Annotated in this window: 18 protein-coding genes and 2 pseudogenes; 14 read left to right on the plus strand and 6 right to left on the minus strand. The window is 69.2% G+C overall.

The window, feature by feature from the left end:
• Both FV242_RS23080 and FV242_RS23085 read left to right on the plus strand, forming a co-directional pair.
• Window positions 1-1,140, plus strand: a pseudogene (locus FV242_RS23080) (AsmA-like C-terminal region-containing protein); the annotation flags it as partial.
• 208 nt (window positions 1,141-1,348) lie between these two features.
• Entirely contained in the window at window positions 1,349-2,038 is a 690-nt protein-coding gene (locus FV242_RS23085) for a DUF4304 domain-containing protein (protein WP_281407095.1), read from the plus strand.
• A gap of 85 nt (window positions 2,039-2,123) precedes the next feature.
• Here FV242_RS23085 and FV242_RS23090 read toward each other — a convergent pair whose 3' ends face one another.
• Entirely contained in the window at window positions 2,124-4,259 is a 2,136-nt protein-coding gene (locus FV242_RS23090) for a S9 family peptidase (RefSeq protein ID WP_147940560.1), read from the minus strand.
• Window positions 4,260-4,638: 379 nt separating this feature from the next.
• Between FV242_RS23090 and FV242_RS23095 the strand changes: the two genes are divergently transcribed.
• The 3 genes from FV242_RS23095 to FV242_RS23105 all read left to right on the plus strand — a co-directional run bounded on the left by FV242_RS23095 (window position 4,639) and on the right by FV242_RS23105 (window position 6,325).
• The gene (locus FV242_RS23095) at window positions 4,639-5,064 is read left to right on the plus strand and encodes a MucR family transcriptional regulator (RefSeq protein ID WP_246692833.1); all 426 of its coding nucleotides are present in this window, start codon (window positions 4,639-4,641) and stop codon (window positions 5,062-5,064) included.
• A 115-nt stretch (window positions 5,065-5,179) separates the two neighbouring features.
• Complete coding sequence (locus FV242_RS23100) at window positions 5,180-5,392, plus strand: hypothetical protein (RefSeq protein ID WP_147940562.1); 213 nt, start codon at window positions 5,180-5,182, stop codon at window positions 5,390-5,392.
• 90 nt (window positions 5,393-5,482) lie between these two features.
• On the plus strand, window positions 5,483-6,325 hold the full coding sequence (locus FV242_RS23105; protein WP_246692834.1) for a DUF6456 domain-containing protein: 843 nt from the start codon (window positions 5,483-5,485) through the stop codon (window positions 6,323-6,325).
• Window positions 6,326-6,433: 108 nt separating this feature from the next.
• Here the strand turns inward: FV242_RS23105 and FV242_RS23110 are convergent, their stop codons facing one another.
• The 4 genes from FV242_RS23110 to FV242_RS23125 form a co-directional block, all read right to left on the minus strand.
• Window positions 6,434-6,865 (minus strand): SufE family protein, encoded by a 432-nt coding sequence (locus FV242_RS23110; protein ID WP_147910409.1) that lies wholly within the window; start codon window positions 6,863-6,865, stop codon window positions 6,434-6,436.
• Between the two features lie 96 nt (window positions 6,866-6,961).
• The gene (locus FV242_RS23115; protein WP_187193426.1) at window positions 6,962-8,053 is read right to left on the minus strand and encodes a sensor histidine kinase; all 1,092 of its coding nucleotides are present in this window, start codon (window positions 8,051-8,053) and stop codon (window positions 6,962-6,964) included.
• 520 nt (window positions 8,054-8,573) lie between these two features.
• Entirely contained in the window at window positions 8,574-8,939 is a 366-nt protein-coding gene (locus FV242_RS23120; protein WP_147910408.1) for a response regulator, read from the minus strand.
• A 20-nt stretch (window positions 8,940-8,959) separates the two neighbouring features.
• Window positions 8,960-9,253: an STAS domain-containing protein gene (locus FV242_RS23125; RefSeq protein WP_147910407.1), complete on the minus strand. Its 294-nt coding sequence runs from the start codon at window positions 9,251-9,253 to the stop codon at window positions 8,960-8,962.
• A gap of 447 nt (window positions 9,254-9,700) precedes the next feature.
• Here FV242_RS23125 and FV242_RS23130 point away from each other — a divergent pair, with 447 nt between their 5' ends.
• The 8 genes and pseudogenes from FV242_RS23130 to FV242_RS23165 all read left to right on the plus strand — a co-directional run bounded on the left by FV242_RS23130 (window position 9,701) and on the right by FV242_RS23165 (window position 20,668).
• Window positions 9,701-10,840 carry a methyl-accepting chemotaxis protein gene (locus tag FV242_RS23130; RefSeq protein WP_147940573.1) on the plus strand — a complete coding sequence of 380 codons (1,140 nt, stop codon included), beginning with the start codon at window positions 9,701-9,703 and terminating at the stop codon, window positions 10,838-10,840.
• Window positions 10,841-11,219: 379 nt separating this feature from the next.
• Window positions 11,220-13,358 (plus strand): chemotaxis protein CheA, encoded by a 2,139-nt coding sequence (locus tag FV242_RS23135; RefSeq protein ID WP_147940563.1) that lies wholly within the window; start codon window positions 11,220-11,222, stop codon window positions 13,356-13,358.
• Complete coding sequence (locus tag FV242_RS23140) at window positions 13,358-13,819, plus strand: chemotaxis protein CheW (RefSeq protein ID WP_147940564.1); 462 nt, start codon at window positions 13,358-13,360, stop codon at window positions 13,817-13,819. Before FV242_RS23135 ends, FV242_RS23140 begins: the two co-directional genes overlap by 1 nt.
• 19 nt (window positions 13,820-13,838) lie before the next feature.
• Window positions 13,839-16,022 carry a methyl-accepting chemotaxis protein gene (locus FV242_RS23145; protein ID WP_147940565.1) on the plus strand — a complete coding sequence of 728 codons (2,184 nt, stop codon included), beginning with the start codon at window positions 13,839-13,841 and terminating at the stop codon, window positions 16,020-16,022.
• 126 nt (window positions 16,023-16,148) lie between these two features.
• The gene (locus tag FV242_RS23150) at window positions 16,149-18,077 is read left to right on the plus strand and encodes a CHASE3 domain-containing protein (protein ID WP_147940566.1); all 1,929 of its coding nucleotides are present in this window, start codon (window positions 16,149-16,151) and stop codon (window positions 18,075-18,077) included.
• 155 nt (window positions 18,078-18,232) lie between these two features.
• The gene (locus tag FV242_RS23155) at window positions 18,233-18,706 is read left to right on the plus strand and encodes a chemotaxis protein CheW (protein WP_147910601.1); all 474 of its coding nucleotides are present in this window, start codon (window positions 18,233-18,235) and stop codon (window positions 18,704-18,706) included.
• Between the two features lie 22 nt (window positions 18,707-18,728).
• On the plus strand, window positions 18,729-19,574 hold the full coding sequence (locus FV242_RS23160) for a protein-glutamate O-methyltransferase CheR (protein ID WP_147940567.1): 846 nt from the start codon (window positions 18,729-18,731) through the stop codon (window positions 19,572-19,574).
• Window positions 19,571-20,668: pseudogene (locus FV242_RS23165) on the plus strand (chemotaxis response regulator protein-glutamate methylesterase). Before FV242_RS23160 ends, FV242_RS23165 begins: the two are co-directional and overlap by 4 nt.
• A gap of 25 nt (window positions 20,669-20,693) precedes the next feature.
• On the opposite strand, the gene FV242_RS23170 reads toward FV242_RS23165, so the two are convergent.
• A complete protein-coding gene (locus tag FV242_RS23170; RefSeq protein ID WP_147940568.1) occupies window positions 20,694-21,584 on the minus strand; it encodes a LysR family transcriptional regulator in 891 nt (296 codons plus the stop codon).
• Window positions 21,585-21,671: 87 nt separating this feature from the next.
• On the opposite strand from FV242_RS23170, the gene FV242_RS23175 reads away from it, so the two are divergent.
• Complete coding sequence (locus FV242_RS23175; RefSeq protein ID WP_187278524.1) at window positions 21,672-22,073, plus strand: DUF4260 domain-containing protein; 402 nt, start codon at window positions 21,672-21,674, stop codon at window positions 22,071-22,073.
• Window positions 22,074-22,156: the final 83 nt, after the last annotated feature.

Here is a 22,156-nt window from a genome sequence, read left to right on the forward strand (position 1 = left end):
GCCCTGGGCGGCCGGCTGCAGCGGGCCCCGGGCGGGGCGCTGCGCGGCCGGCTCAGCCTCGACCGCCTGTCGGTGCCGCAGCTGGCGACGGCGCTGCTGCTGCCACCGGATCCGGCCAAGGCCGACCGCTTCGGCCCGGTCCCGCAGGCGCTCGCCCCCCTCGCGCTCGAGGCCCGTGTCGCGACCCTCGACCTCGGCCGCGGCCTCGCCGCCACGGAGGCCGGCCTGGCCCTCGGCCTTGCGGACGGCGTCCTGACCCTGCGCAACCTGACGGGCAAGCTCGCCGGCGGGCGGATCGCGGGCTCGGCCACGCTCACCCGTCGGGGCGCGGAGGCGTCGGTCACCGGCGAGGGCGCCCTCGACGACGTGGCCCTCTCCGCCCTGGCCGGCGGTCCGATCGGCGGACGCCTGACCGCGTCCGCGCGCTTCGTCACCACGGCCGAGACCGCCCCGGGCCTCGCCGACAACCTGTCCGGCAGCGGCAGCCTCACCCTCAAGGATCTGAGCGTTCCGGGGGCCGACCCGGCGTCGCTCGGTCGCGCGCTCGCCCGGGCGGTGGAGATCGACGATCCCCTCCGCGAAGGCCGGCTGCAGGCCCTGGTGGCCGAGGAACTCGCGAAGGCCGGCGCCCAGGCGAAGGCGCCCGCGCGCAGCCCGGCCACCCTCGTGGGCGGGGTCCTGAGAGCCGGCCCCCTCGACCTCGATTTCGGGGCCGCCCGCTGGTCCGGCACCCTCGGCTACGACCTGCGCGGCGGCCGGCTCGACGCCCGCGGGCTCCTGTCCGGCGGCCCGGTCCCCCGCGGCTGGAGCGCCGGCCCCCCGGCCGTCCAGCTCGGCTTCACCGGGTCCCTCGCGGCCCCCGAGCGCGTGCTCGACGTCGGCGCCCTGTCGAACGGGCTGGCGGCCTTCGTGCTCCAGCGCGAGCTGGACACGATCGAGCTGACCGAGGCCGACCAGGTCGAGCGCCAGCGCCGCCGGGCCCGGATCGAGATGGACCGCGCCCGCGCCGCCGCCCTCAAGGCCGCCGCCGACAAGGCGGCGGCGGACGCGGCGCGACAGATGCGTGATCGAGGAGAAGCGAACGAGAACCCTGCGGTCCCACATCCTCAGGATGCAATGCCGCCGGAAGCACGGCCATAATCAAGTATATCCGACGTTTCGCAAATTCAGCGATTGCAAAATTTACGAATTTATTGCCCTGAGGTAATTTTGTGGTGTTCCGCGCCTCATATCGAAATGGCTGCTCCAACTAAGCAATTTAAGGTTTGAGGCTGATCGATTTTGCGGTATTTATAACGATCCGAGTAATATATTAACCCACCATTTGTCTTATCTGGATTTGAGTTCAATGATATATGGATCAGGGCATGTTCAAGTGCTCAATAAAATTCAAAAGAATGTATTTGAAAATATAAGATCGTTCGATTTTCGTAGTAGAAAACGAAGTCTAATGAGATTAGTTGATGGCGATATTCAGCATTTAATCGATTTCCAGGCGGGAAGATATAATGTCGGGCCGCCATCTCCTACGGAAATATTGAATCTGCGACCAAATTTATACGGAAAATTTACCATAGAAATCGCTGTATTTGTGTCGGAAGTATTCGAAAGAATGAGCTTTAAGCTACGTTCTCGTAATTCCGTGAACTGCACGCATTGTCAGATTCGCCGCCGGCTCAGTTTAATTGCGTCGAATGACGATATCTGGTGGGACCTATCTGATAATATTGATTTATTGACGGATAAAGCGATTTGCTTGATAAATGAGTTTAGCATACCATTTCTGAATAGATTTTGTTCGCGGTACACAATAATTGAAGAGCTAACCGAATCTATATACAAAAAAGATAAAATATCATCGGCTCCTCTGCTTGATGTTGCGATGATCTACTGGAAGCTAGGTAAGCTTGACGACGCAAAGAATGCGTTGACAGATCATTTGATTGATCATCGAAAGAATTTTGGTCACCCGCAGCATGAGGTCTATGTTCGTCATTTGTCCTCTGAACTTGGGAGTGGCGAATTAAATGTTGCCTAAGAATTTAATCTTGCGCAATCTGCGCCATAGGATTGCAAAAAATGCTCAATTTTTTGCAATCCTGATAGCTTTTTAGGTAGCGCCCCTACACCGTCCCCACCACCATCAGCGCGAAGGCGTAGATCAGCGCCACCTCCTCCAGCCGGTCGAAGCGGCCGGCCGCGCCGCCGTGGCCGGCTTCCATGTTGATGCGCAGGAGGATCGGGCCGCCGCCGGTCAGGGTGGCGCGCAGGCGGGCGACCCATTTGGCCGGCTCCCAGTAGGTCACGCGCGGGTCGGTGAGGCCGCCGAGCGCCAGGATCGCCGGGTAGTCCTTGGCGGCGACGTTGTCGTAGGGCGAGTAGGACAGGATCGTCTCGAACGCCGCCACGCTCTCGGCCGGGTTGCCCCATTCGGGCCATTCCGGCGGGGTGAGCGGTAATTCCGCGTCCAGCATGGTGTTGAGCACGTCCACGAACGGCACGTCGGCGACGATGCCGGCGAACAGCTCCGGGGCGAGGTTGGCGACCGCGCCCATCAGCATGCCGCCGGCCGAGCCGCCATGGGCGACGATGCGCTTCTCGGCCGTGTAGCCGGCCGCGATCAGCGCCCGCCCGCAGGCGATGAAATCCGTGAAGGTGTTGGGCTTCTTCTCGCGCTTGCCGTCGAGGTACCAGCGCCAGCCCTTCTCGGTGCCGCCGCGGATATGCGCGATCGCGTAGACGAAGCCGCGGTCGACCAGGCTGAGCAGGTTCGTGCGGAACCCGGCCGGCATCAGCGTCCCGTAGGAACCGTAGCCGTAGAGCAGGAGCGGCGCCGAGCCGTCGAGCGCCAGGTCGCGGCGGTGCAGGAGCGAGATCGGCACCTGCTCGCCGTCCGGGGCGGTGGCGAACAGCCGGCGGGTCACGTAGGCGGCCGGATCGTGCCCGGACGGCACGCTCTGGCGCTTGCGCAGGGTCCGGCCGCGGCTGTCGCAGGCATAGTCCCAGGTCTCGGACGGCGTCGTCATGGACGAGTATACGAAGCGGATCGTCGCCGTGTCGAACGCGTGGCCGCCCCGCAGGCCGAGCGCGTAGGCCTCCTCGGCGAACGCCACCGTGTGCTCGCCGTCATCCGCGAGGTCGCGCACGATGATCCGCGGCCGTGCGTTCTCGATCTCGAGGCGCACCAGGTGGCCGGCCAGCAGGTGCAGGTGGCGGATCATCACCCCGGCCCGGTGGGGCACGAGGTCGGTCCAGTTGGCCCGGCCCGGGTCGTCGAGCGGCGCGGTGACGATCTTGAAGTCCTCGGCGCCGTCCGCGTTGGTGCGGATGTAGAGCCGGTCGCCCCGGTGCTCGACGTCGTAGATCAGCAGCGGCTCGCGCGCCTGCACCAGGCGCAGGGAGCCGGACGGCGCGTGCCGGTCGAGCAGCCGGACCTCCGAGGTCTCGTGGTCGCTCGCGGTCACGTCGAGGAACGCGCACGATTGGGTGCGCCCGATATGGACGAAGTAGCCGGCATCCGCCTCGGTGTAGAGCGTCTCGTCGTCCGCCTGCCCGGTGCCGATCCGGTGGCGCATGACCTTGGCGGGGCGGTGGTTGGCGTCGAGGGCCACGTACCAGAAGCTGTGTCCGTCCGCGGCCCAGACCGCCTCGCCGGAGGTGGCCTCGACCCGGTCGTCGAGGTCGAGCCCGGTGGCGAGGTCGCGCACCCGGATCGTGTAGAGTTCCGAGCCCTTGGTGTCGGCGCTCCAGGCGAGCCGGCCGTGGTCGTCGGAATGGACCGCGGCGGCGATCTCGAAGAACGGCAGCCCCTCGCCCTCGCGGTCGCCGTCGATCAGGATCGTCTCGTCCGGGTCGGGGCCCGACTCCGGCACGTTCGGCGCGGTCGAGGGCCGGCGGCAGACCAGCGGGTGCTGCCCGCCCTCCCGGTGGCGGGTGTAATAGGCGTAGGGCCCGTCGGGATCGGGCACGCCGCTCTCGTCCTCCTGGATGCGGCCGCGCATCTCGGAGACCAGATTCTTGCGCAGGTCGGCGGCGCCGGCGAGCGCGGCCTCCGCGAAGGCGTTCTCGGCCTTGAGATAGGCGGCGATGTCGTCGGGCAGGGCGGCGGGGTCCTTGAGGACCGCCTGCCAGTTCTCCGCTTTCAACCACGCGTAGTCGTCGACGATCTCCCGGCCGTGGACGCTGAAGCGCCGCGGCCGGATCTCGGCGACCGGCGCCCCGGTCCGGTGAGCAAGAAGGCCGCGCCCGATATCCGTCATCGTCTCTCCCGCCGGGTTCCGTCACGCCCGGTCTGGGGATGTGTCCCGCCCGGGGCCGGGACGCAAGCCGCCGCGACGCCGGAACCGGCCAGGACATAACTTTAGGTAGGTTTCAAGAAAATGACGGTCTACTTCTAGATGGGATGGCGGAACTTTAAGTATCGCGCAACCGAAACATCGGCGCGTATCCGTAATGATGTTCTAACTTGTAATACAAAACCACCTGTTGTACCTTCGTATGAGGGATCGATTGGTGCACTCCCGGCCTGGGGCCGCCTGTTTGTGCTGGGTGCCACTCTGTCCCGATGCCTGCATCAGGCGCTGCTTGAACTGGCGAGGGCAGAAGCGAGACGCACGCTTCTTAGGAAATCGGGGGGACGTGGTGGAAGAGAACAGGAACGGGATCGATCTTGTCGGTGCGACGGCCGATATCGTGGCGGCCTATGTCAGCAACAACGCCGTCCCGGTGGGCGAATTGCGGCCGTTGTTCGGGAATGTCTACGCGGCCCTGAAACGGGTCGCGGAGGACCATGGCGGCCCGGTGGACGCGCGGGCGGAACCGGCGGTCCCGGTCGAGGGCTCGGTGACGGCGGATTACATCGTCTGCCTGGAGGACGGGCGGACGTTCAAGTCGCTCAAGCGGCATCTCCGCTCGAAGTACGGGATGAGCCCCGAGCAATACCGCGCGAAGTGGAAATTGCCCGCCGATTACCCGATGGTGGCGCCGAACTACGCCAAGGCCCGCTCCGAACTCGCCAAGGCGATCGGGCTGGGCCGGCCCGACGCCTTCCGGAGCGCCGCCTGAGGGCGAGCCGACCGGGACCGCGAGCCGGGAAACCGGGACGCCGTCGGACGTTGGGTTGCGATGGCGCGCTTCCTGCGAGGCCGTCGAACCCCCGTCCGGCGCCGAGGTGCTGAGCATGAACGCCATTCCCGACCCGCCGGACGGCGATCCCGCGGAGGACATCGTGCGGGTGAACGCCGCCCTCTCCGAATGGGCCGCGCGTTCCGCCGCCGACAGCGCAACGCTGATCGATCGCTTCGAAGACCTGGGCTACGCGGTCCGGGGCAAGTCCGAGGCGGAGATCGCCGAGATCCTCCGCCAGCCGCCGACGGGACAGCGTCGGACCTGAATCCCGTATTAGGTAAATAAGCCTTGACAATCGGGCTGACCGTCCGGTAGGCGTGGTGACGGGCCTTGCGTACCGGGATTGGAACAAAACATGAACAAAAAGGCGAAGTCCAGCCGGGCGAAGGCGGCGGCGCGTGGGACGGCCGGGACGCCCCTGACGTCCGAGGCGGCGCGGCTTCTGGCCCGGCTCGGGGAGGCCGGGGCCTATGCCCGGCCGGATCCGCTCACCGAGGACGGGCTGCTCGTCCGCCGCGGCGGCGACGGGGTCTCGGTGGGGAGCGGACGCTTCTCCTGCGCGGCCGGGCAGGCGCTGGTCGAGGCCGACCTCGCCGCCTGGAACCCGGGCGGCACCCGGCTGACGCTCGGCACGGCCGGGCAGGCGCGGCTGCGGCGCGGCGGGGCCCCGGACGGGATGGCGTTCCTGGCCCAACACCACGATCTCACGGTCGAGCCAGGCAGCGGGCCGGAGCCGACCCTGCGCAACGCCTCGGAAAATCCTCTGGCCTGGATGGTCCGGCGCCGGGGCGGCGACGGCGCGCCGCTGATCGACCCGGCCGCCTTCGAGGCCGGCGAGCGGCTGCGCCGGGACATGACCACGGCCGCGATGCTGCCCCGGATGGGGATCGAACTCGGCGCCCCCCGGGTCGACGGCGGCAGCGCCCGCGACCCGGCCGCCGCCTCCGACCAGGTGATCGCCGCGCGCCAGCGGGTCCGCGGCGCCCTCGACGCCGTGGGCGGCGACCTGTCGGGGCTGCTGATCGACCTGTGCGGCTTCCTCAAGGGCCTGGAGCGGATCGAGGCCGAGCGCCGTTGGCCGGCCCGCTCGGCCAAGGTCGTGGTCCGCATCGCCCTGGGGCGGCTGGCCGAGCATTACGGCCTGGCACGCGAGGCGACCGGACCGGACCACGGGCGGTTGCGGCTGTGGCGGGCGTGAGGGGGACCGGTGCGGACGCCGGAGGGGTCTCGGCTTCACCCTTTGCATCCGGCGATGCGGGAATGCGCCAGCCCGCGCGGGTGAGGGGCCGGCCGGGTCGGCCCGATCCTACGCCTCGGCCCCCAGGAACCGCACCGAATCCCGGTGGACCCGGTCGGCCATGGCGCGGACGCCGTTCGAGCGTTGCGGGGTCAGGTGCTCGCCCAGGCCCAGCTTGGTGTAGAGTGCGAACGCGTCGGTCTCCGCGGCCTCGCGCAGGGGTTTGCCGTCGAACAGCGCGATCATCAGCGCCACGAGGCCGCGCACGATGTGGGCGTCGCTGTCGCCGCGCATACGCAGGCGCGGCTCCGAGTCCGAGCGGTCGACGTCGAGGTCGATCCAGACCTGGCTGGCGCAGCCCTGGACCTTGTTGGTCTCGGCGTGCAGCGCCGGGTCCGGCGGCGGCAGGGCGCGTCCGAGCTCGATCAGGTAGCGGTAGCGCTCTTCCCAATCGTCGATGAACGCGAAATTCTCGACGATGGTGTCGATCGGGGGAACCATGGTGGACCGGATCCGGATTTGGGCGGGGCCGCTATACGGCGCTGGGGGAGATCTGGCGACTCCCGTGCGAACCACCAGGGGGCGCGGCGCCGGAGATCAGGTCTCCGGCGGCTGCGTCGGCGGCAGGGTCAGCATCAGGGGCGTGGCCGTGCTGGCATCGCCCGCGACCTGGATCTCGGCCTGGGCCGCGTAGGCCGCGATCAGGCGCGGCCCGAGCTTGGGGATGTTGGACCGTCCGGTGGCGGCCATCTCGCTCACCCCGGAGACGATCGAGACGCGCAGCGGCTGCCCCTCCGCGCGCTCGATCTCGATGGCGATCGAGCAGGCGACGTGCTCGGCGGTGGCGTCCAGGCACTCGGCCACGATCTCGGCGACGATCATGCCCAGGGCGTTGGCGGTGCGCGGCTCGACCAGCCCGGTCCCGGAGCCGCCGACCTGCACGCCGATCCGTCCGGCCCGGCGCAGCTGCCCGAGGCCCGAGGCCAGGCGGTGCAGGTAGTCGTGCAGGTCGATCGACGCGATGTGAGGGGCCTCGTGCAGGTGCTGCTGTACCAGGGCGATCGCCCGCACCCGCTGGCCCAGCGCCTCGAAGCTGCCGCGGCACGGTTCCGGGGCGGCCCGCCCGTACAGGCCGATCAGGCTGACCATCACCTGGAGGTTGTTGCGGACCCGGTGGTAGACCTCGGCGAGCAGCGCCTCCTTCTCGGCGAGCGCCTGCTCGATATGCTCCTCCGCATGCTTGCGGTCGGTGATGTCGAAGCAGGTGCCGAGATAGCCCTGGAACCGGCCGTCCTCCACGAGCGGGCGGGCGGTGTCGAGCAGCCAGCGGTAGACGCCGTCGTGCCGCCGAAGCCGGAATTCCACCGTGAACGGCGAGCGCGCCGCGAACGCCTCCGAGACGATCTGGGCGTGGCGCTCGAAATCCTCGGGATGCAGGCCGCTGCGCCAGCCGACGCTCAGCTCCTCTTCGAGGGGCCGGCCGGTGAACTCCAGCCAGCACTCGTTGTGGTGGACCGCGTGGCCGTTCTCGTCCGAGCGCCACAGCATCAGCGGCACCACGTCGGCGAACCGCCGGAAGCTGTCGCCCAGCGCGACGCTGCCCGTCAAAGCGGCCCCGTGCGACGGATCTCCCGCCTGGTCGGCCGCCGGCGGCGCAGCCATTCCGGACCCTGGTGGCTGACCGCCCATTCTGTACCCGACCCGCTGTGTCGAACTGTGTGAGACGCCGTGATTGGTTCGTGATTGCGCCGGTCAACGTGCCGGTCGGGTCCCCGTTCCGATCCCACGTTGCCGCTGCCGCCGTCATCCACACGGGCCTGTGGATTCCCGCACGCGGCGGGATCGGGGTTACACGGGCTGGACGATTCATCTCCCGAGGGTGGGGCCCACACGCGATCACCCGCGCCGTCATTCCGGGGCGCCGCAGGCGAGCCCGGGATCCAGAACCGCCGTCGGTGCAGGAGCTTAATACGCCGGCGTCTCTGGATCCCGGGCTCCGCCGCGCAGCCCCGGAATGACGGCGCGGGGCTGTATCGGTCAGGTCGTCACGAGAAAAAGACTGAGCCGTCCGCCCTGAGCGGAGATTAAAATTCTCCCCTGCCTGACCCGCAGTCACAAGGGGGCGGGGGAAACGCGTTGCGTTTCCGAGGCTTGCCGCCGAACGGCCCTGTTGTGTGCATCCGGTGGACCGCTCGGGAGAGGCGGCGGCTCAAGCCCGGATCAGCTTCGACACCACCGCCAGGAGCTGTTCCGGCTTGAACGGCTTGGTGATCCAGCCGGTGGCGCCGGCGGACTTGGCCTGCTGTTTCACCGACTCGTCCGATTCCGTGCTCAGGAACAGGATCGGCACGCCCGCGCAGGACGGCACGGTGCGCAGCTGCCGGATCATCTCGATGCCGTTCATCACCGGCATGTTGAGGTCGGTGATCACCAGGTCGATCGCCCCGGCCTTCGCCTTGGCGAGACCCTCGGCGCCGTCCGCGGCCTCGATCACCGTGTGGCCGGCGGGGCTCAGCACGATCTTGATCATCTGCCGGATGCTGGGCGAATCGTCGACGGCGAGAACGGTGGCCATGGTGGGGCGCGGTCCTGGGATCAGAGAGCGGGAGCGGCGTCGAACGGGGCGTGCGGTGCGATGCCGGCGCGCCGGAACGCCGTCACGACCGGGTCGGGCAGGTTGGTCAGGTCTAGGGTGAGGCCGCGCCGGCCGGCGGTCCGGGCGGCCGCGGCGACGAGCTGGACGAAGGTGATGTCGGTCCGTTCGATCGCGGCACAATCCAGCACGAGCCGCGACCCGCCCTCGATGGCGGCCAGCACATCGTCCTGGAGCGCCTGCGCGGTCCGCAGCGTACAATCGGCCGGCATCGTGAGGGTGAGGTGTTCGGCCATGAGCAATCCGCTGCTGAGGCGCGGCCGGACTGGCTGCAGCCGTACGCATAAAGAGTCGCGCCCGTTAAAGTTTCCTTGAGCTGACCATAACGGCCAGGATTGTCCGACCCGTCGCGCTGCAATTCCTGTTGAAAACTGCTCGACCGGACCGGCGAAGCGGTTTTATATTTGCCGAATTCATTGGTTTTATTTCGGCATACCGGTTCGGCTGAGACTGGTGTCCGACTGTATTTCAGCACCAATACGCGGCTTGTATTGATATTGACGTTTCTTGAGATGATGATCGCTTCAAAGCACAATGAGTCACATCATCTGCATGATCGGAGGTCAGACTGCCCGGAGCATAACTTTTCATTCAGATGACGCGGCTAGGAACCCGGTGATTGATAGTCCTGCGTTCAAGCCTGTCCCCGGCAAGATCTGGCAGAGTCCGAGGAATACACGGTGATGGCCTTCTGGGGGCGCGCGAATCTCAGGACAGCTCGGGCGGACGCAGCGGATCCGCGCGCGGCTCAAGAGTCCGACCGGGCCGACACCGTCGCCGAGCCCGTCGCCGAGACCGCCGCCGAGCCTGTGGTGGTGCGTCCGGAGGGCCGGGGCGCGGCCGCCGACGTGCTCCAGGCGCGGCTCGGCCTGTCGGAGGTCCAGCGCCGGACCCTGGATGCGCTGATCGACGAGCTCGGGATCATCTCGGCGGATGTCGAGGCCGACGTGCACGGCGTGTCGGACCGGTTCCAGCGGATCGCCACGACGACGCGGGGCCAGTCCGAGATCGTGCAGGGGCTGGTGACGGCGGTCCAGTCGGTCCGGATCGACGGGGCCGAGCGGCCGCTCGCCGAGGTCGCGGGGGCGCTCGGCGAGATCCTGGCGATGCTCAACGACCGGATCGGCTTCATGGCGTCGCGCGGCGCCACCATGGGGGATGCGCTGAACGGCGTGCTCGGCGAATTGTCCTCTGTGGACGGCAGCATCGCCGAGATCGAGAAGATCAACCGCCAGACCAACCTGCTGGCGCTGAACGCCAAGATCGAGGCGGCCCGGGCCGGGGAGGCCGGGAAGGCGTTCGCGGTGGTCGCCGACGAGGTCCGCAGCCTCGCCGGCACGATCAACGCCCTGTCGGGGGTGATCAAGCGGCAGATCGGCTCGATCGCCACCGGTCTGCGCAGCAGCCACGCGTTGCTGCACGACATCGCCACCATCGACATGTCGGAGGAGAGCCGCAACGCCGACGCCCGGGTCCGCCTGGTGATGCAGGCCCTGGTCGAGCAGAGTTCGCGATTCGCCGGCGTGCTGAGCCAGACCGTGCAGACCACCGAGGCGATCACCCAGGACGTCTCGGGCGCGATCGTGGCCATGCAGTTCCAAGACCTCGCCAAGCAGCGGATGCAGAACCTGCAGGCGATCCTGCGGGCGCTTCCGGCGGCCCCGGAGGCCGGCGCCGGGTCGGAGCGGGACTGGGCGGCCGCGATGATCGCCGGGTGTACCCTCGGCGAGGTCCGGGAGCGGATGTCCCACCGCCTACTGGGCCAGGCGGCACCGGCGCGGCTGCACGACGACGATCCTCTGGCCGGCATCGACCTGTTCTGACTTCGCGCCCGTCTTCGGTGCGCGATGGGCGTATCCGACGCAAAAAATCAAGAGCGTTAAATAGAATTGGCGATTAGTCTGCCGAATAATTGGATTAATCTCGCTGTAAGTCTCCATATTTTGCAATCGAGAGCCGATTCTGTTCATCGAACCAAAATTAGGTTTCCTAAAGAAACGTATTTCAGCGCGGGAAAAGCGCAGGTCTGAGATTTTTGACGGATAAAGCGCTTCATTTTTTAACGGGTTTAAAGTATGGTGTGGCCTGATTGATAGACCTGATCTCGGGTCTATCGCGGGGTATAGCCTTTGGGCAGCGTCCTCGGTGGGCGCGTGATCGCCCCGGTATTTTCGAAGACGGCGCAACGGGATCCGCTCGACGATGACTGATCACGATCCACGCGCGGTGTTCCTGGCGGAGGCCAATGAGCTTCTCGACCGCCTTGAGACCACGCTGCTCGACCTCGGCGACCGGCCCGGCGAAACCGCGCTGGTCGACACCGCGTTCCGGGCCCTGCACACGATCAAGGGATCGGGGGCGATGTTCGGCTTCGACCGGGTCGCGGCCTTCACGCACGATTTCGAGACCGCCTTCGACCTGGTCCGGCGCGGCGCGGTGCCGATCAGCGCCGAGCTGGTCAACGTCTCCCTCTCGGCGAAGGACTACATCCGCACGCTGATCGAGGATCCGGAGGTCACCGCCCCGGTGATCGGCGATGCGATCCTGGCCGAGCTCGAGCGCCTGGTCGGCCGCGCGCAGGCCCAGCCGGCGCAGCAGGAGGGGGCGCCGGCACAGGCGCAGGCGATCGCCGACGCGCCCGAGCCGGCCGCAGGCTGGCGGATCGGGATCGCGTTCGCCCCGGAGGTGCTGCGCAACGGCACCAACCCGCTGGCGCTGCTCGACGAGCTGCGCGAACTCGGCCCCTGCACACTGGTGCCCCGCCTCGACGCGCTGCCCGACCTCGGCGCCCTGGACCCGGAAAGCCTGGCGCTCGGCTGGGACGTGACCCTGCGCGGCGCCGCGACCCGGGAGGCGATCGAGGACGTCTTCCTGTTCGTGCGCGACGACATGGTGCTGACCCTGGCGCCGTTGCTGCATGGATCCCAGGACGCACCTCCGGGCGTCCCGGACCCAGAGCAGGAGCGGTCCGCCCTGCCGGCCGTCGCGCCGGCATCTGCGCCGGTGCCGGCTCCCGCGCCCGTCCCCGCGCCAGCCCCCGTGCCGGCGGTGTCGGAGACGGCGCCTGCGCCCGTGGCCCGGCCGCCGACCGTGCCGCCGCCGGCGGCAAAAACACCTGGGCGGCGCGGCCCCGCCCGCAGTGCCGAGCCGCGCGCGGCCAGCACCATGCGAGTCGAGGCCGAGCGGCTGGACGAGCTGCCCGACCGGGTCGGCGAACTGGTGATCGCCCAGGCCCGGCTGAGCCAGCTGGCCGGCCTCCACGCCGATGCCGGGCTCCAGACCATCGCGGAGGAGATCGAGCGGCTGTCGGCGCAGCTGCGCGACACCACCATGAGCATCCGCATGGTGCCGATCGGGGCCCTGTTCAGCCGGTTCCGGCGCCTCGTCCACGACCTGTCGGGGGATCTCGGCAAGCCCGTGACCTTCGTGACCGAGGGCGAGGACACCGAACTCGACAAGACCGTGATCGAGCGCCTGGCCGATCCGCTGGTGCACCTCATCCGCAACGCCATCGACCACGGGATCGAGGATCCCGCCCGCCGGGGCGCCTCCGGCAAGAGCGCCACCGGGCGGATCACGCTCAGCGCCGAGCATGTCGGCGCCCAGGTCCACGTCACCGTGCGCGACGACGGCGCCGGGCTCGACGTGGCGCGCATCCGCGCCAAGGCCGAGGAGCGCGGGCTGGTGGCGCCCGGCACCCCGCTCACCGACCAGCAGGTCTACCAGTTCCTGTTCGCGCCGGGCTTCTCCACGGCCCAAGCGATCTCGTCGCTGTCGGGCCGCGGCGTCGGGATGGACGTGGTCAAGCGGACCATCGAGGCCCTGCGCGGCTCGATCGACATCACCACCGAGCCGGGGGCGGGCACCGCCCTCGTGCTGCGCCTGCCGCTGACGCTCGCGATCATCGAGGGCCTGCTGATCCGGGTCGGCGACGGCCGCTACGTGCTGCCGCTGGCGGCCGTGGAGGAATGCGTCGAGCTGCCCGAGGGGGGGCGCAGCGACCGCGGCCGGGACTTCCTCAACATCCGCGGCGACCTCGTGCCGTTCCTGCGGCTGCGCACCCTGTTCGCGGCGGCCGGCGAGCCCGACCCCTACCAGAAGGTGATCATCGTCTCGGTGGGCGAGGCCCGGTTCGGGCTCGTGGCCGACCAGATCCTCGGCAATCACCAGACGGTGATCAAGTCGCTGTCGAAGCTGCACGCCGACGTCACGACCTTCTCGGGCGCCACGATCCTGGGCGACGGCACCGCGGCCCTCATCATCGACCCGGCCCAGCTGATGGCCGGCGGGCAGATCGGCGCCGCCCCGGACGGGCTGCGCGAATACCGCGAGGTGGCGTGATGACCGATTTCGTCGATGCGATCGAGCAGGGCCACGCCTTCCAGGTCGTGATGATGCGGATCGGCACCGAGACCTTCGCGCTCGGGGCCGGGATGGTGCGCGAGATCATCGACCCCATCCCGACCACCCGGGTCGCCGGGGCGCGGCCGCATCTCGGCCACGTGGTCAACGTGCGCGGCAACGTGGTGCCGCTCGCCGACATCCGCGAGCGCTTCGGCATGCCGATGGACGCCGCGACGGCCGATACCCGGTTCGTGGTGATCGAACTGGATCTCGACGGCGACCCGACCCTGGTCGCGCTCGTGGCCGACAAGGTGTTCGAGGTGACCTCGGTGCCCCTCGAGACCCGCCAGCCGGCGCCGACGATCGGCACGTCGTGGCGGCCCGAATACATCCGTTCCATTGTAAAGTCCGGGGAAGAGTTCGTCATTATTCCGGACATGCAACAAATATCAAATTGATTGTGCTTGGAGATTGTCGATGCGCTTTTCAATCAAAGCCAAGCTCGCGGCCGGGTTCGGCGTCATGCTCATCCTCGTCGGACTGGCGGGTTGGGTCGGTTATTACAAGCTCGTGAATACCGATGCGGCCCTGCAATACGTGCTCGGCCGCGCGGACCTGAACACCCTCGCGCTGGAGGCCAAGTCCGATCTGTTCAACGCCATATCGCTGACGCGCGCCGCGGTGATCGCAGTCGACGACGACCAGATGGCGGTTTTCGCCAAGCAAGCGGCGGAGAGGCGCAGCGCCGTCCAGGCAAAGCTGTCCAAGATCAAGGATCAGATCGATACCGAGAAGGGCCTGCGGCTCTACGATGAGGTCAAGGGCCGGCTCGAGAAGCAGGCGGTGATCGCCGGCCAAGTCGTCACGCTGACCCAGGTCAATTCCAATGTCCGGACCTGGACCGAGATCGAAACGGTCGGCATCCCGGCACTGAGGGCCCTGCAGGCGGATCTCGAGGCTGTTTCGGCGAAGGCCGGGACCGACGCCGGCGTGGCCCGCGCCGTCGCCGCATTCCAGATCCAGATCGAACGGGCCTGGGGCGGCCTGAAGGCCACCACCGGGGCGATCAGTTACCCCGCGCTGGAGCAGCATGTAAAAGCCGCGCGGACGTTGGAATCCAACCTCGCGCCGAGGCTCGACGCGCTGCTCCGCGCCCTGGCCGAGTCCAAGCACGGTATGGCCGGAGACCATAGCCAGGGGCCGCCCGTCCGGCCCTCGTTCGACCTCTGGATCGCCTCGTTCCGAAAGGCCCTGGCCACGGTCGAGAACGGCGCGACCATCCGCGCCGCCGACCTTGCTGCGGGCGACTACGTCACCGCCAGCACGGCGACCCTGCAGGCCATCGACGCCTTGGCTCAGTACGAGACCCAGCAGATGGCCGACGCGGCCGAGCACGCCCGGGTGGAAACGCGCGACGGGCGGACGATCCTGATCGCCACGGTCGCCGGGGCGCTGCTCCTCGGATTCATCATCGCCACCTGGCTCGCCGTCTCGATCGCGCGCGGTCTCCTGCGGGCGGTCTCACTTGCCGAGGCCGTCGCGGTGGGAGACCTCGGCACGACGATCACCGTGACCTCGCGGGACGAGATCGGCGACCTCGTGGCCGCCCTGAACCGCATGACCGCCAGCCTCAACGACACGGCCGCGATCGCCAACGCGATCGCGGCGGGCGACCTCACGGTCGAGGCGCGCCCCCTCTCCGACAGGGACTCGATGGGCCGGGCGCTGCAGACGATGCTGGGCAAGCTCCGGGCGATTGTGGCCGACGCGTCGGTCGCGGCCGGCAACGTGTCGGCGGGCTCGCAGGAGCTGTCGGCCTCGGCCGAGCAGCTGTCGCAGGGCTCCACCGAGCAGGCGGCCTCCACCGAGGAGGCCTCGGCGTCGATGGAAGAGATGGCCGCCAACGTGAAGCAGAACGCCGAGAACGCCAGCCAGACCGAGACCATCGCGCGTCAGTCGGCCAAGGACGCCGAGGTCAGCGGCGCCGCGGTGGGACGCGCCGTCGATGCGATGCAGACCATCGCCCAGAAGATCACCATCGTGCAGGAGATCGCCCGCCAGACCGACCTGCTGGCCTTGAACGCCGCCGTGGAGGCGGCCCGCGCCGGGGAGCACGGCCGGGGCTTCGCGGTGGTGGCGTCCGAGGTGAGGAAGCTCGCCGAGCGCAGCCAAGCCGCGGCCGCCGAGATCGGGACCCTGTCCTCCGACACGGTCAAGGCGGCCCAGCAGGCCGGCGAGATGCTCGGGCGTCTGGTGCCCGACATCCGCAGGACTGCGGGGCTGGTGGAGGAGATCTCGGCGGCGTGCCGGGAGCAGGATGTCGGCTCGGCCCAGATCAACCAGGCGATCCAGCAGCTCGACAAGGTGACCCAGCAGAACGCCAGCGCGTCCCAGCAGGTCTCGGCGACCTCCGAGGAGCTGGCGACCCAGGCCGAGCGGCTTCAGGCGACCATCGCCTACTTCCGCATCGAGGAGGCGGGTCCCGACGCCGCGGCCGCGCAGCTGCGGACGACGGCAGCCCGGATGGCCGTGCCGGCCAGGGCCGCAGCCAAGCACCGCCCCGTCCGGAGCGCTCCGGTCGCGGTGGCCTCGCAGCCGGGCTTCGTCCTGAACATGAACGAGGGCGACGCCCGCGATTCGGAGTTCATCCGCGCCGCCTGAGCGGCGCCGACCTGGCGTCCTGTCCAGGCCGTCGCCGCCACGATCAACCGCCGTCCGGCCCCACCCGGACCCCGCCAACCGCAGGGTGCTCCCCGATCGAGATCCCCGCCCCCGAGGATGAAGGCCATGAACCTGCTCGACAACATTTCGATCCCGCGAAAGCTGTTCCTGGCCTTCACCCTGATGCTGGTGGTCAGCCTCGGCATCAACGGTATCGTGTACTGGAAATCAGCCGAGATCCGTCAGTCGGTGAACTGGACCGACCACACCATCAAGGTGATCGACACCGCCGATCGGGCGCTGGCCGGCATGGTCAACCAGGAGACCGGCTATCGCGGCTTCCTGCTCTCCGGGGATGCCAAGTTCCTGGCGCCCTACCAGAAGGGCTGGGAGGCCTTCAACGTTGCCTGGCGGCAGGCCAAGGCGCTGACCTCCGACAACCCGGCCCAGCAGGAGCGGCTCGAGACGATTCGCAAGCAGGCCGAGGCCTGGCATGACGGCGTCGCCGAGAAGGGCATCGCCGGGATGGCCAATCCCGAGACCCGCGAGGCCGCGCGCCAGACCGAGATCGCCGGCGCCGGCAAGGCGGCCATGGACGGCCTGCGCGCCGAGGTCGCCGAGATGGTCAACGTCGAGAACACCCTGATGCGCACCCGCCAGGACGCGCAGAATGCGGCCTTCGAGACCACGACGCAGATGATCCTGCTCGGCATCGCGGCCAACCTCGTGATCGCCGTCGCGATCGGGTTCGTGCTGGTCCGCACCGTGGCGAAGCCGGTCACCGCAATCAGCACCCGCCTGGCGACCCTGGCGACGCCGTTCGAGACCGGCCGCCTCGACGAGGTCGGCCGGATCCAGGGCACCGCTCTGGCGGTGGAGCAGGCCTTCCGGGAGATCTCGGACGTGCTGGCCGCCGCCTCGCTCGGCGACTTCACCAAGACCCTCACGAAGGATTTCGGCGGGCTCAGCAGCGAGGTTCAGGCCCACCTCCGGGCGACGACCGACAACCTGCAGGTAATCGCCGGCGTCGCCTCGGCGATCGCGGCGGGCAACCTGACCATCGAGGCCAAGCGCCTGTCCGACAAGGACGTGCTCGGCATCGCCCTGGAGCAGATGCTGGGCAAGCTCCGGGCCGTGGTGACGGAGGCCGCCACCGCCGCCGGCAACGTGTCGGCGGGTTCGCAGGAGCTGTCGGCCTCGGCCGAGCAGCTGTCGCAGGGCTCCACCGAGCAGGCGGCCTCCACCGAGGAGGCGTCCGCCTCCGTCGAGGAGATGGCCGCCAACGTGAAGCAGAACGCGGAGAACGCCAGCCAGACCGAGGCGATCGCGCGCCAGTCGGCCAAGGATGCCGAGGCCAGCGGCGCCGCGGTGGGACGCGCCGTCGATGCGATGCAGACCATCGCCCAGAAGATCACCATCGTGCAGGAGATCGCCCGCCAGACCGACCTGCTGGCGCTCAACGCCGCCGTGGAGGCGGCCCGCGCCGGGGAGCACGGCCGCGGTTTCGCGGTGGTGGCGTCCGAGGTGCGCAAGCTCGCCGAGCGCAGCCAAGCCGCGGCCGCCGAGATCGGGACCCTGTCCTCCGACACGGTCAAGGCGGCCCAGCAGGCCGGCGAGATGCTCGGGCGTCTGGTGCCCGACATCCGCAAGACCGCGCTGCTGGTGGAGGAGATCTCCGCGGCGTGCCGGGAGCAGGATGTCGGCTCGGCCCAGATCAACCAGGCGATCCAGCAGCTCGACAAGGTGACCCAGCAGAACGCCAGCGCATCCCAGCAGGTCTCGGCGACCTCGGAGGAGCTGGCGACCCAGGCCGAGCGGCTTCAGGCGACCATCGCCTACTTCCGCATCGAGGACGCCGAGACGGGCATCGACCAGGCGGTCTCGCGGCTGCGTGGCGTGGCAACCCGGATGGGGACTGCGCCGGCTGCGGCCTCCCCAGCCCGGGGCGGCACCAAGGCCCGCGCCGGCCGGCCGACCCTCGCCCCGGGCGGTGGCTTCGCCCTGGACATGGGCGAGGGTGACGCCCGCGATGCCGACTTCGTCCGCGTCGCCTGACCGATCCCGGCACCGCGCGGGCTCCCTCCGCGCGGCGCCTCCCGTCGAGACGCCCGATCCCCGAGACCCCCGATCCTCACGTCGCCGCGACGAAGCCCCGTGTCCCCCGCGTTCCGGGCCGGATCCGGCCAGCCGCGACCCAGCCGGAGACCAGCATGTCCAGCCTGTGGCAATACCTGACCCTCGGCCTCGATCGCGAGATCTTCGGGATCGACATCGAATCCGTACACGAGATCCTCGATTACCGCCCGCCGGCGTCCCTGCCGCAGGCGCCGCCGTTCCTGGTCGGCATGATCGACGTGCGCGGCCAGAGCTACCCGGTGGTGGACCTGCGGACCAAGCTCGGCCTGCCGGCGATCCCGGCGACCCCGGCGACCCGGATCATCCTGCTGAACATCCCCATGGGCGACCGGCCGATGCGGGTCGGCTTCGTGGCCGACCGGGTCATCGAGGTGACCGAGCTCGACAGCGCGGAGCTGGAGCCCGCCCCCGATGTCGGCGGCCGCTGGCGCTCGACCTACATCGCCGGCATCGGCCGGAAGGGCGACGCCTTCGTGGTGGTGTTCGACCTCCGGGCGCTGATGGCCGGGGAAGACCCGGCGCTCCTGTTGCCTTCGCTCGCGGCCTGATCGCCCCACCGGGAGCCACACCATGCCGCGCCTGAACGACCGCCATTTCGAAACCGTCGCGGAGATGATCCAGGACCGGGTCGGAATCCAGATCCCACCGGCCAAGCGCACCATGGTGGAGAGCCGGCTGCGCAAGCGCATGCGTGCGCTCGACATCGAGACCCTGACGGAATACGGGCGGCACGTGTTCGATCACGGCCACCTCGCCGAAGAGTTCGTCCACATCGTCGATTGCGTCACCACCAACAAGACCGACTTCTTCCGCGAGCCGGCGCATTTCGACCAGCTCCGGGACGAGCTGATCCCGATGCTGCGCCGGAACGGCATCACCCAGGCGCGGCTCAAGCTGTGGAGCGCCGCCGCCTCCACGGGGGCCGAGGCCTACACCCTCGCGATGGTGCTGCACGACATGGCGATGGCCGGGCACGCCCTCGACTACGCGATCCTCGGCACCGACGTCTCCACGGAGGTGCTGCGGGTCGCCGCCGACGGCATCTATCCGGACGACGTCCTCCAGGCGGTGCCGCCGCATTTCCGCAGGCGCTACGTGATGAACGCCCGCAACCCGTCCTGGAAGGTCGGGCGGATCGTCCCGGAGCTGCGCAGCCGGGTCCATTTCAAGCACCTGAACCTGATGAACGCACAATATCCGGTCGATCGCGACGTGGACATCATCTTCTGCCGGAACGTTTTGATCTATTTCGACAAGGATACCCAGCGGGCTGTGCTGTCCAGGCTGGCCACGCACCTGCGGCCCGGCGGCTTCCTGGTGGTCGGCCACTCGGAATCGATGGCCGGGGCCGGGGTGCCGGGCCTGGCTCAGATCTCCTCGACCATCTTCGGCCGGACGCCGGGCGCGGTCGCGTGAGGCGGGGCGCGCCGATCCGCGTCCTGATCGTGGACGATTCCGCCTCGGTCCGGCAGACCCTGGTGGGCATCCTTGAGGCTGCCCCCGACATCACCGTGCTGGGCACGGCGGCCGACCCGTTCATCGCGGCGCGGCGCATCCACGACGAGGTGCCGGACGTCATCATCCTCGACCTCGAGATGCCCCGGATGGACGGGCTGACCTTCCTGCGCAAGATCATGGCGCAGCGGCCGATCCCGGTGATCGTCTGCTCGACGCTCACCGAGGACGGCTCGCGGACCCTGTTCGAAGTGCTGGAGGCGGGGGCGGTCGATGTCTTCCCGAAGCCCCGCGTCGACACCCGCTAGTTCCTGATGGAATCCTCCGTGCGGGTCTGCGACGCCGTGCGGGCGGCGGCCCGGGCGAAGCTGCGCCCGGGCCTTCCGGCTCCCCGGCCGGTGGAGGCCAAGCTCACCGCCGACGCCGTGCTGCCGCTCAGCGCCCGCCCCCGGGCCCTGGCCGGGACGGATCCGATCGTCTGCATCGGCGCGTCCACGGGCGGCACCGAATCCCTGCGCGACGTGCTGGAGGCGCTGCCGCCGGATTGCCCGGGCCTGGTCATCGTCCAGCACATGCCCGAGCACTTCACAGCGGCCTTCGCCAAGCGGCTGGACGGGCTCTGCGCCATCGCGGTCAAGGAGGCGGAGGACGGCGACGCGGTGGTCCCCGGGCGGGCCCTGATCGCCCCCGGCGGGCGGCACCTGCTGCTCCAGCGCAGCGGCATCCGCTACACCGTGGCGGTGAAGGACGGCCCGCTGGTCTCGCGCCACCGCCCGTCGGTGGACGTGCTGTTCCGCGGGGCCGCGCAATGCGCCGGCGCCAACGCGCTCGGCATCCTCATGACCGGCATGGGTGACGACGGCGCCAACGGCCTCCTGGAGATGCGCCGGGCCGGCGCGCTCACGGTGGCGCAGGACGAGGAGAGCTGCGTGGTGTTCGGCATGCCCAAGGAGGCGATCGAGCGCGGCGCCGCGGCCAAGGTCCTGCCGCTGGACCGGCTGTCCCACGAGATCATCCGCTTCGGCTACGCCCCGGCCCAGCGCCAGCCGGCGTGAGCCGGAGCGCCGCGGGCGCGCGCACTCAGCCGCCGCGCAGCAGGGCGCCGAGCGCGTCCGTCACAAAATCGGCGACGCGGCGGTTCCGGGCGTTGCCGCGCACCTCCTCGTGCAGGACCAGCCAGACCGGCAGCGGCGCGAGGGCAAGGCCGATCTGTGCCTGCTCCAGCTCGGGGTGGCGTCCCGCCAGGAGGACCTGGGCGAAGCCGAGGCCGGCCCCGGCCCGCATCAGGTTCCAGTAGGCCATCTGGTCGTCGCAGCGGATCGGGAAATCCGTGCGCGCGGCCCGGAGCCCGTGGGCGGCATAGGCCCGCAGCAGGGCGTCGCTGCGGTCGAAGCCGAGGACGTCGTGCTCATCGAGGTCCGCCACCGTGCGGGGCCGACCGCGGCGCTCGAAATAGCCGTGGGTGCCGAACAGGCCGAGCGGCGCCTCTCCGAGCCTGCGGGCGATCAGCGCATTCTGGGTCGGGTCGAACATCCGGATGGCGATGTCGGCATCCCGGCGCAGCAGGTTCTGGGCCTGATCCGAGGCGACGAGTTCAATCTGGATGCACGGCTCGGCCGCCCGCAGGTCCGCCAGGATCGGCGGCAGCAGCAGGTTGGCGACCATCACGGAGGCCGTGATGCGCACCGTCCCGCGCAGGCCCTGCGCGCGACCCTGAGCCTTGAGCGCGAAGGTTTCGGCGGCTTCGCCCATGGCGCGCGCGGCGTCGATCAGGCCGAGGGCCGCCTCGGTCGGATCGAGCCCCCGGGCCGAGCGTATGAACAGGGTGACGCCGAGCGCGGTCTCCAGCGCGCGGATATGCCGGCTCAGGGTCGGCTGGGTCGCCCCGATGAGCGCCGCGGCCGCCGAAAGCGATCCGGTCTCCACCACCGCCAGGAAGGCACGCAGCAGGGTCCAGTCGAGGGTATTCATATTTCGGGTACCGCCATGCCGAATCTCGATATCGCCATTCGGAAATGGATCGGCGAGCCTCGGGATCGTCAAGCCGGAGACGACGTCATGGCCGGAATGGTAACGGGAGTGCCGCAGCTGCTCCTGCGTCTCGAAGGCGTCTGCATCGCCGCTGCCGCCACGGTGGCGTATGGCCGCCTGGACGCCGGCTGGTGGCTGTTCGCCCTGCTCTTCTTCGTCCCCGACCTGACCCTGCTGGGCTATGTCGCCGGGCGGTCGGCGGGGGCTGCGCTCTACAACGCCGCACACGGGTACGGCCCGCCTGTCGCCTGCCTGGCCTGGGGCGTGTTCGGGCCGGCCCCGGAGGCCCTCGCGGCGGGGCTGATCTGGGCCGCCCATATCGGCTTCGATCGTGCCCTCGGCTACGGCCTCAAATACGCCGACGGCTTCGGCGTGACGCATCTGGGGCCGCTGGGGGGTGGTCCGAGGGGTTCGCGGGCCGACGCGTGACGGGGCTCCAATCGGCGGCCCCCGGCCCAGCACCGGCTGGCGTCAGGCATCCGAGGCCGGCCCTGTCGGCGCCGTCTGTCGCG

Origin of the sequence: Methylobacterium sp. WL64 (genome assembly GCF_008039945.1) — a bacterium.
Classification (GTDB): domain Bacteria; phylum Pseudomonadota; class Alphaproteobacteria; order Rhizobiales; family Beijerinckiaceae; genus Methylobacterium.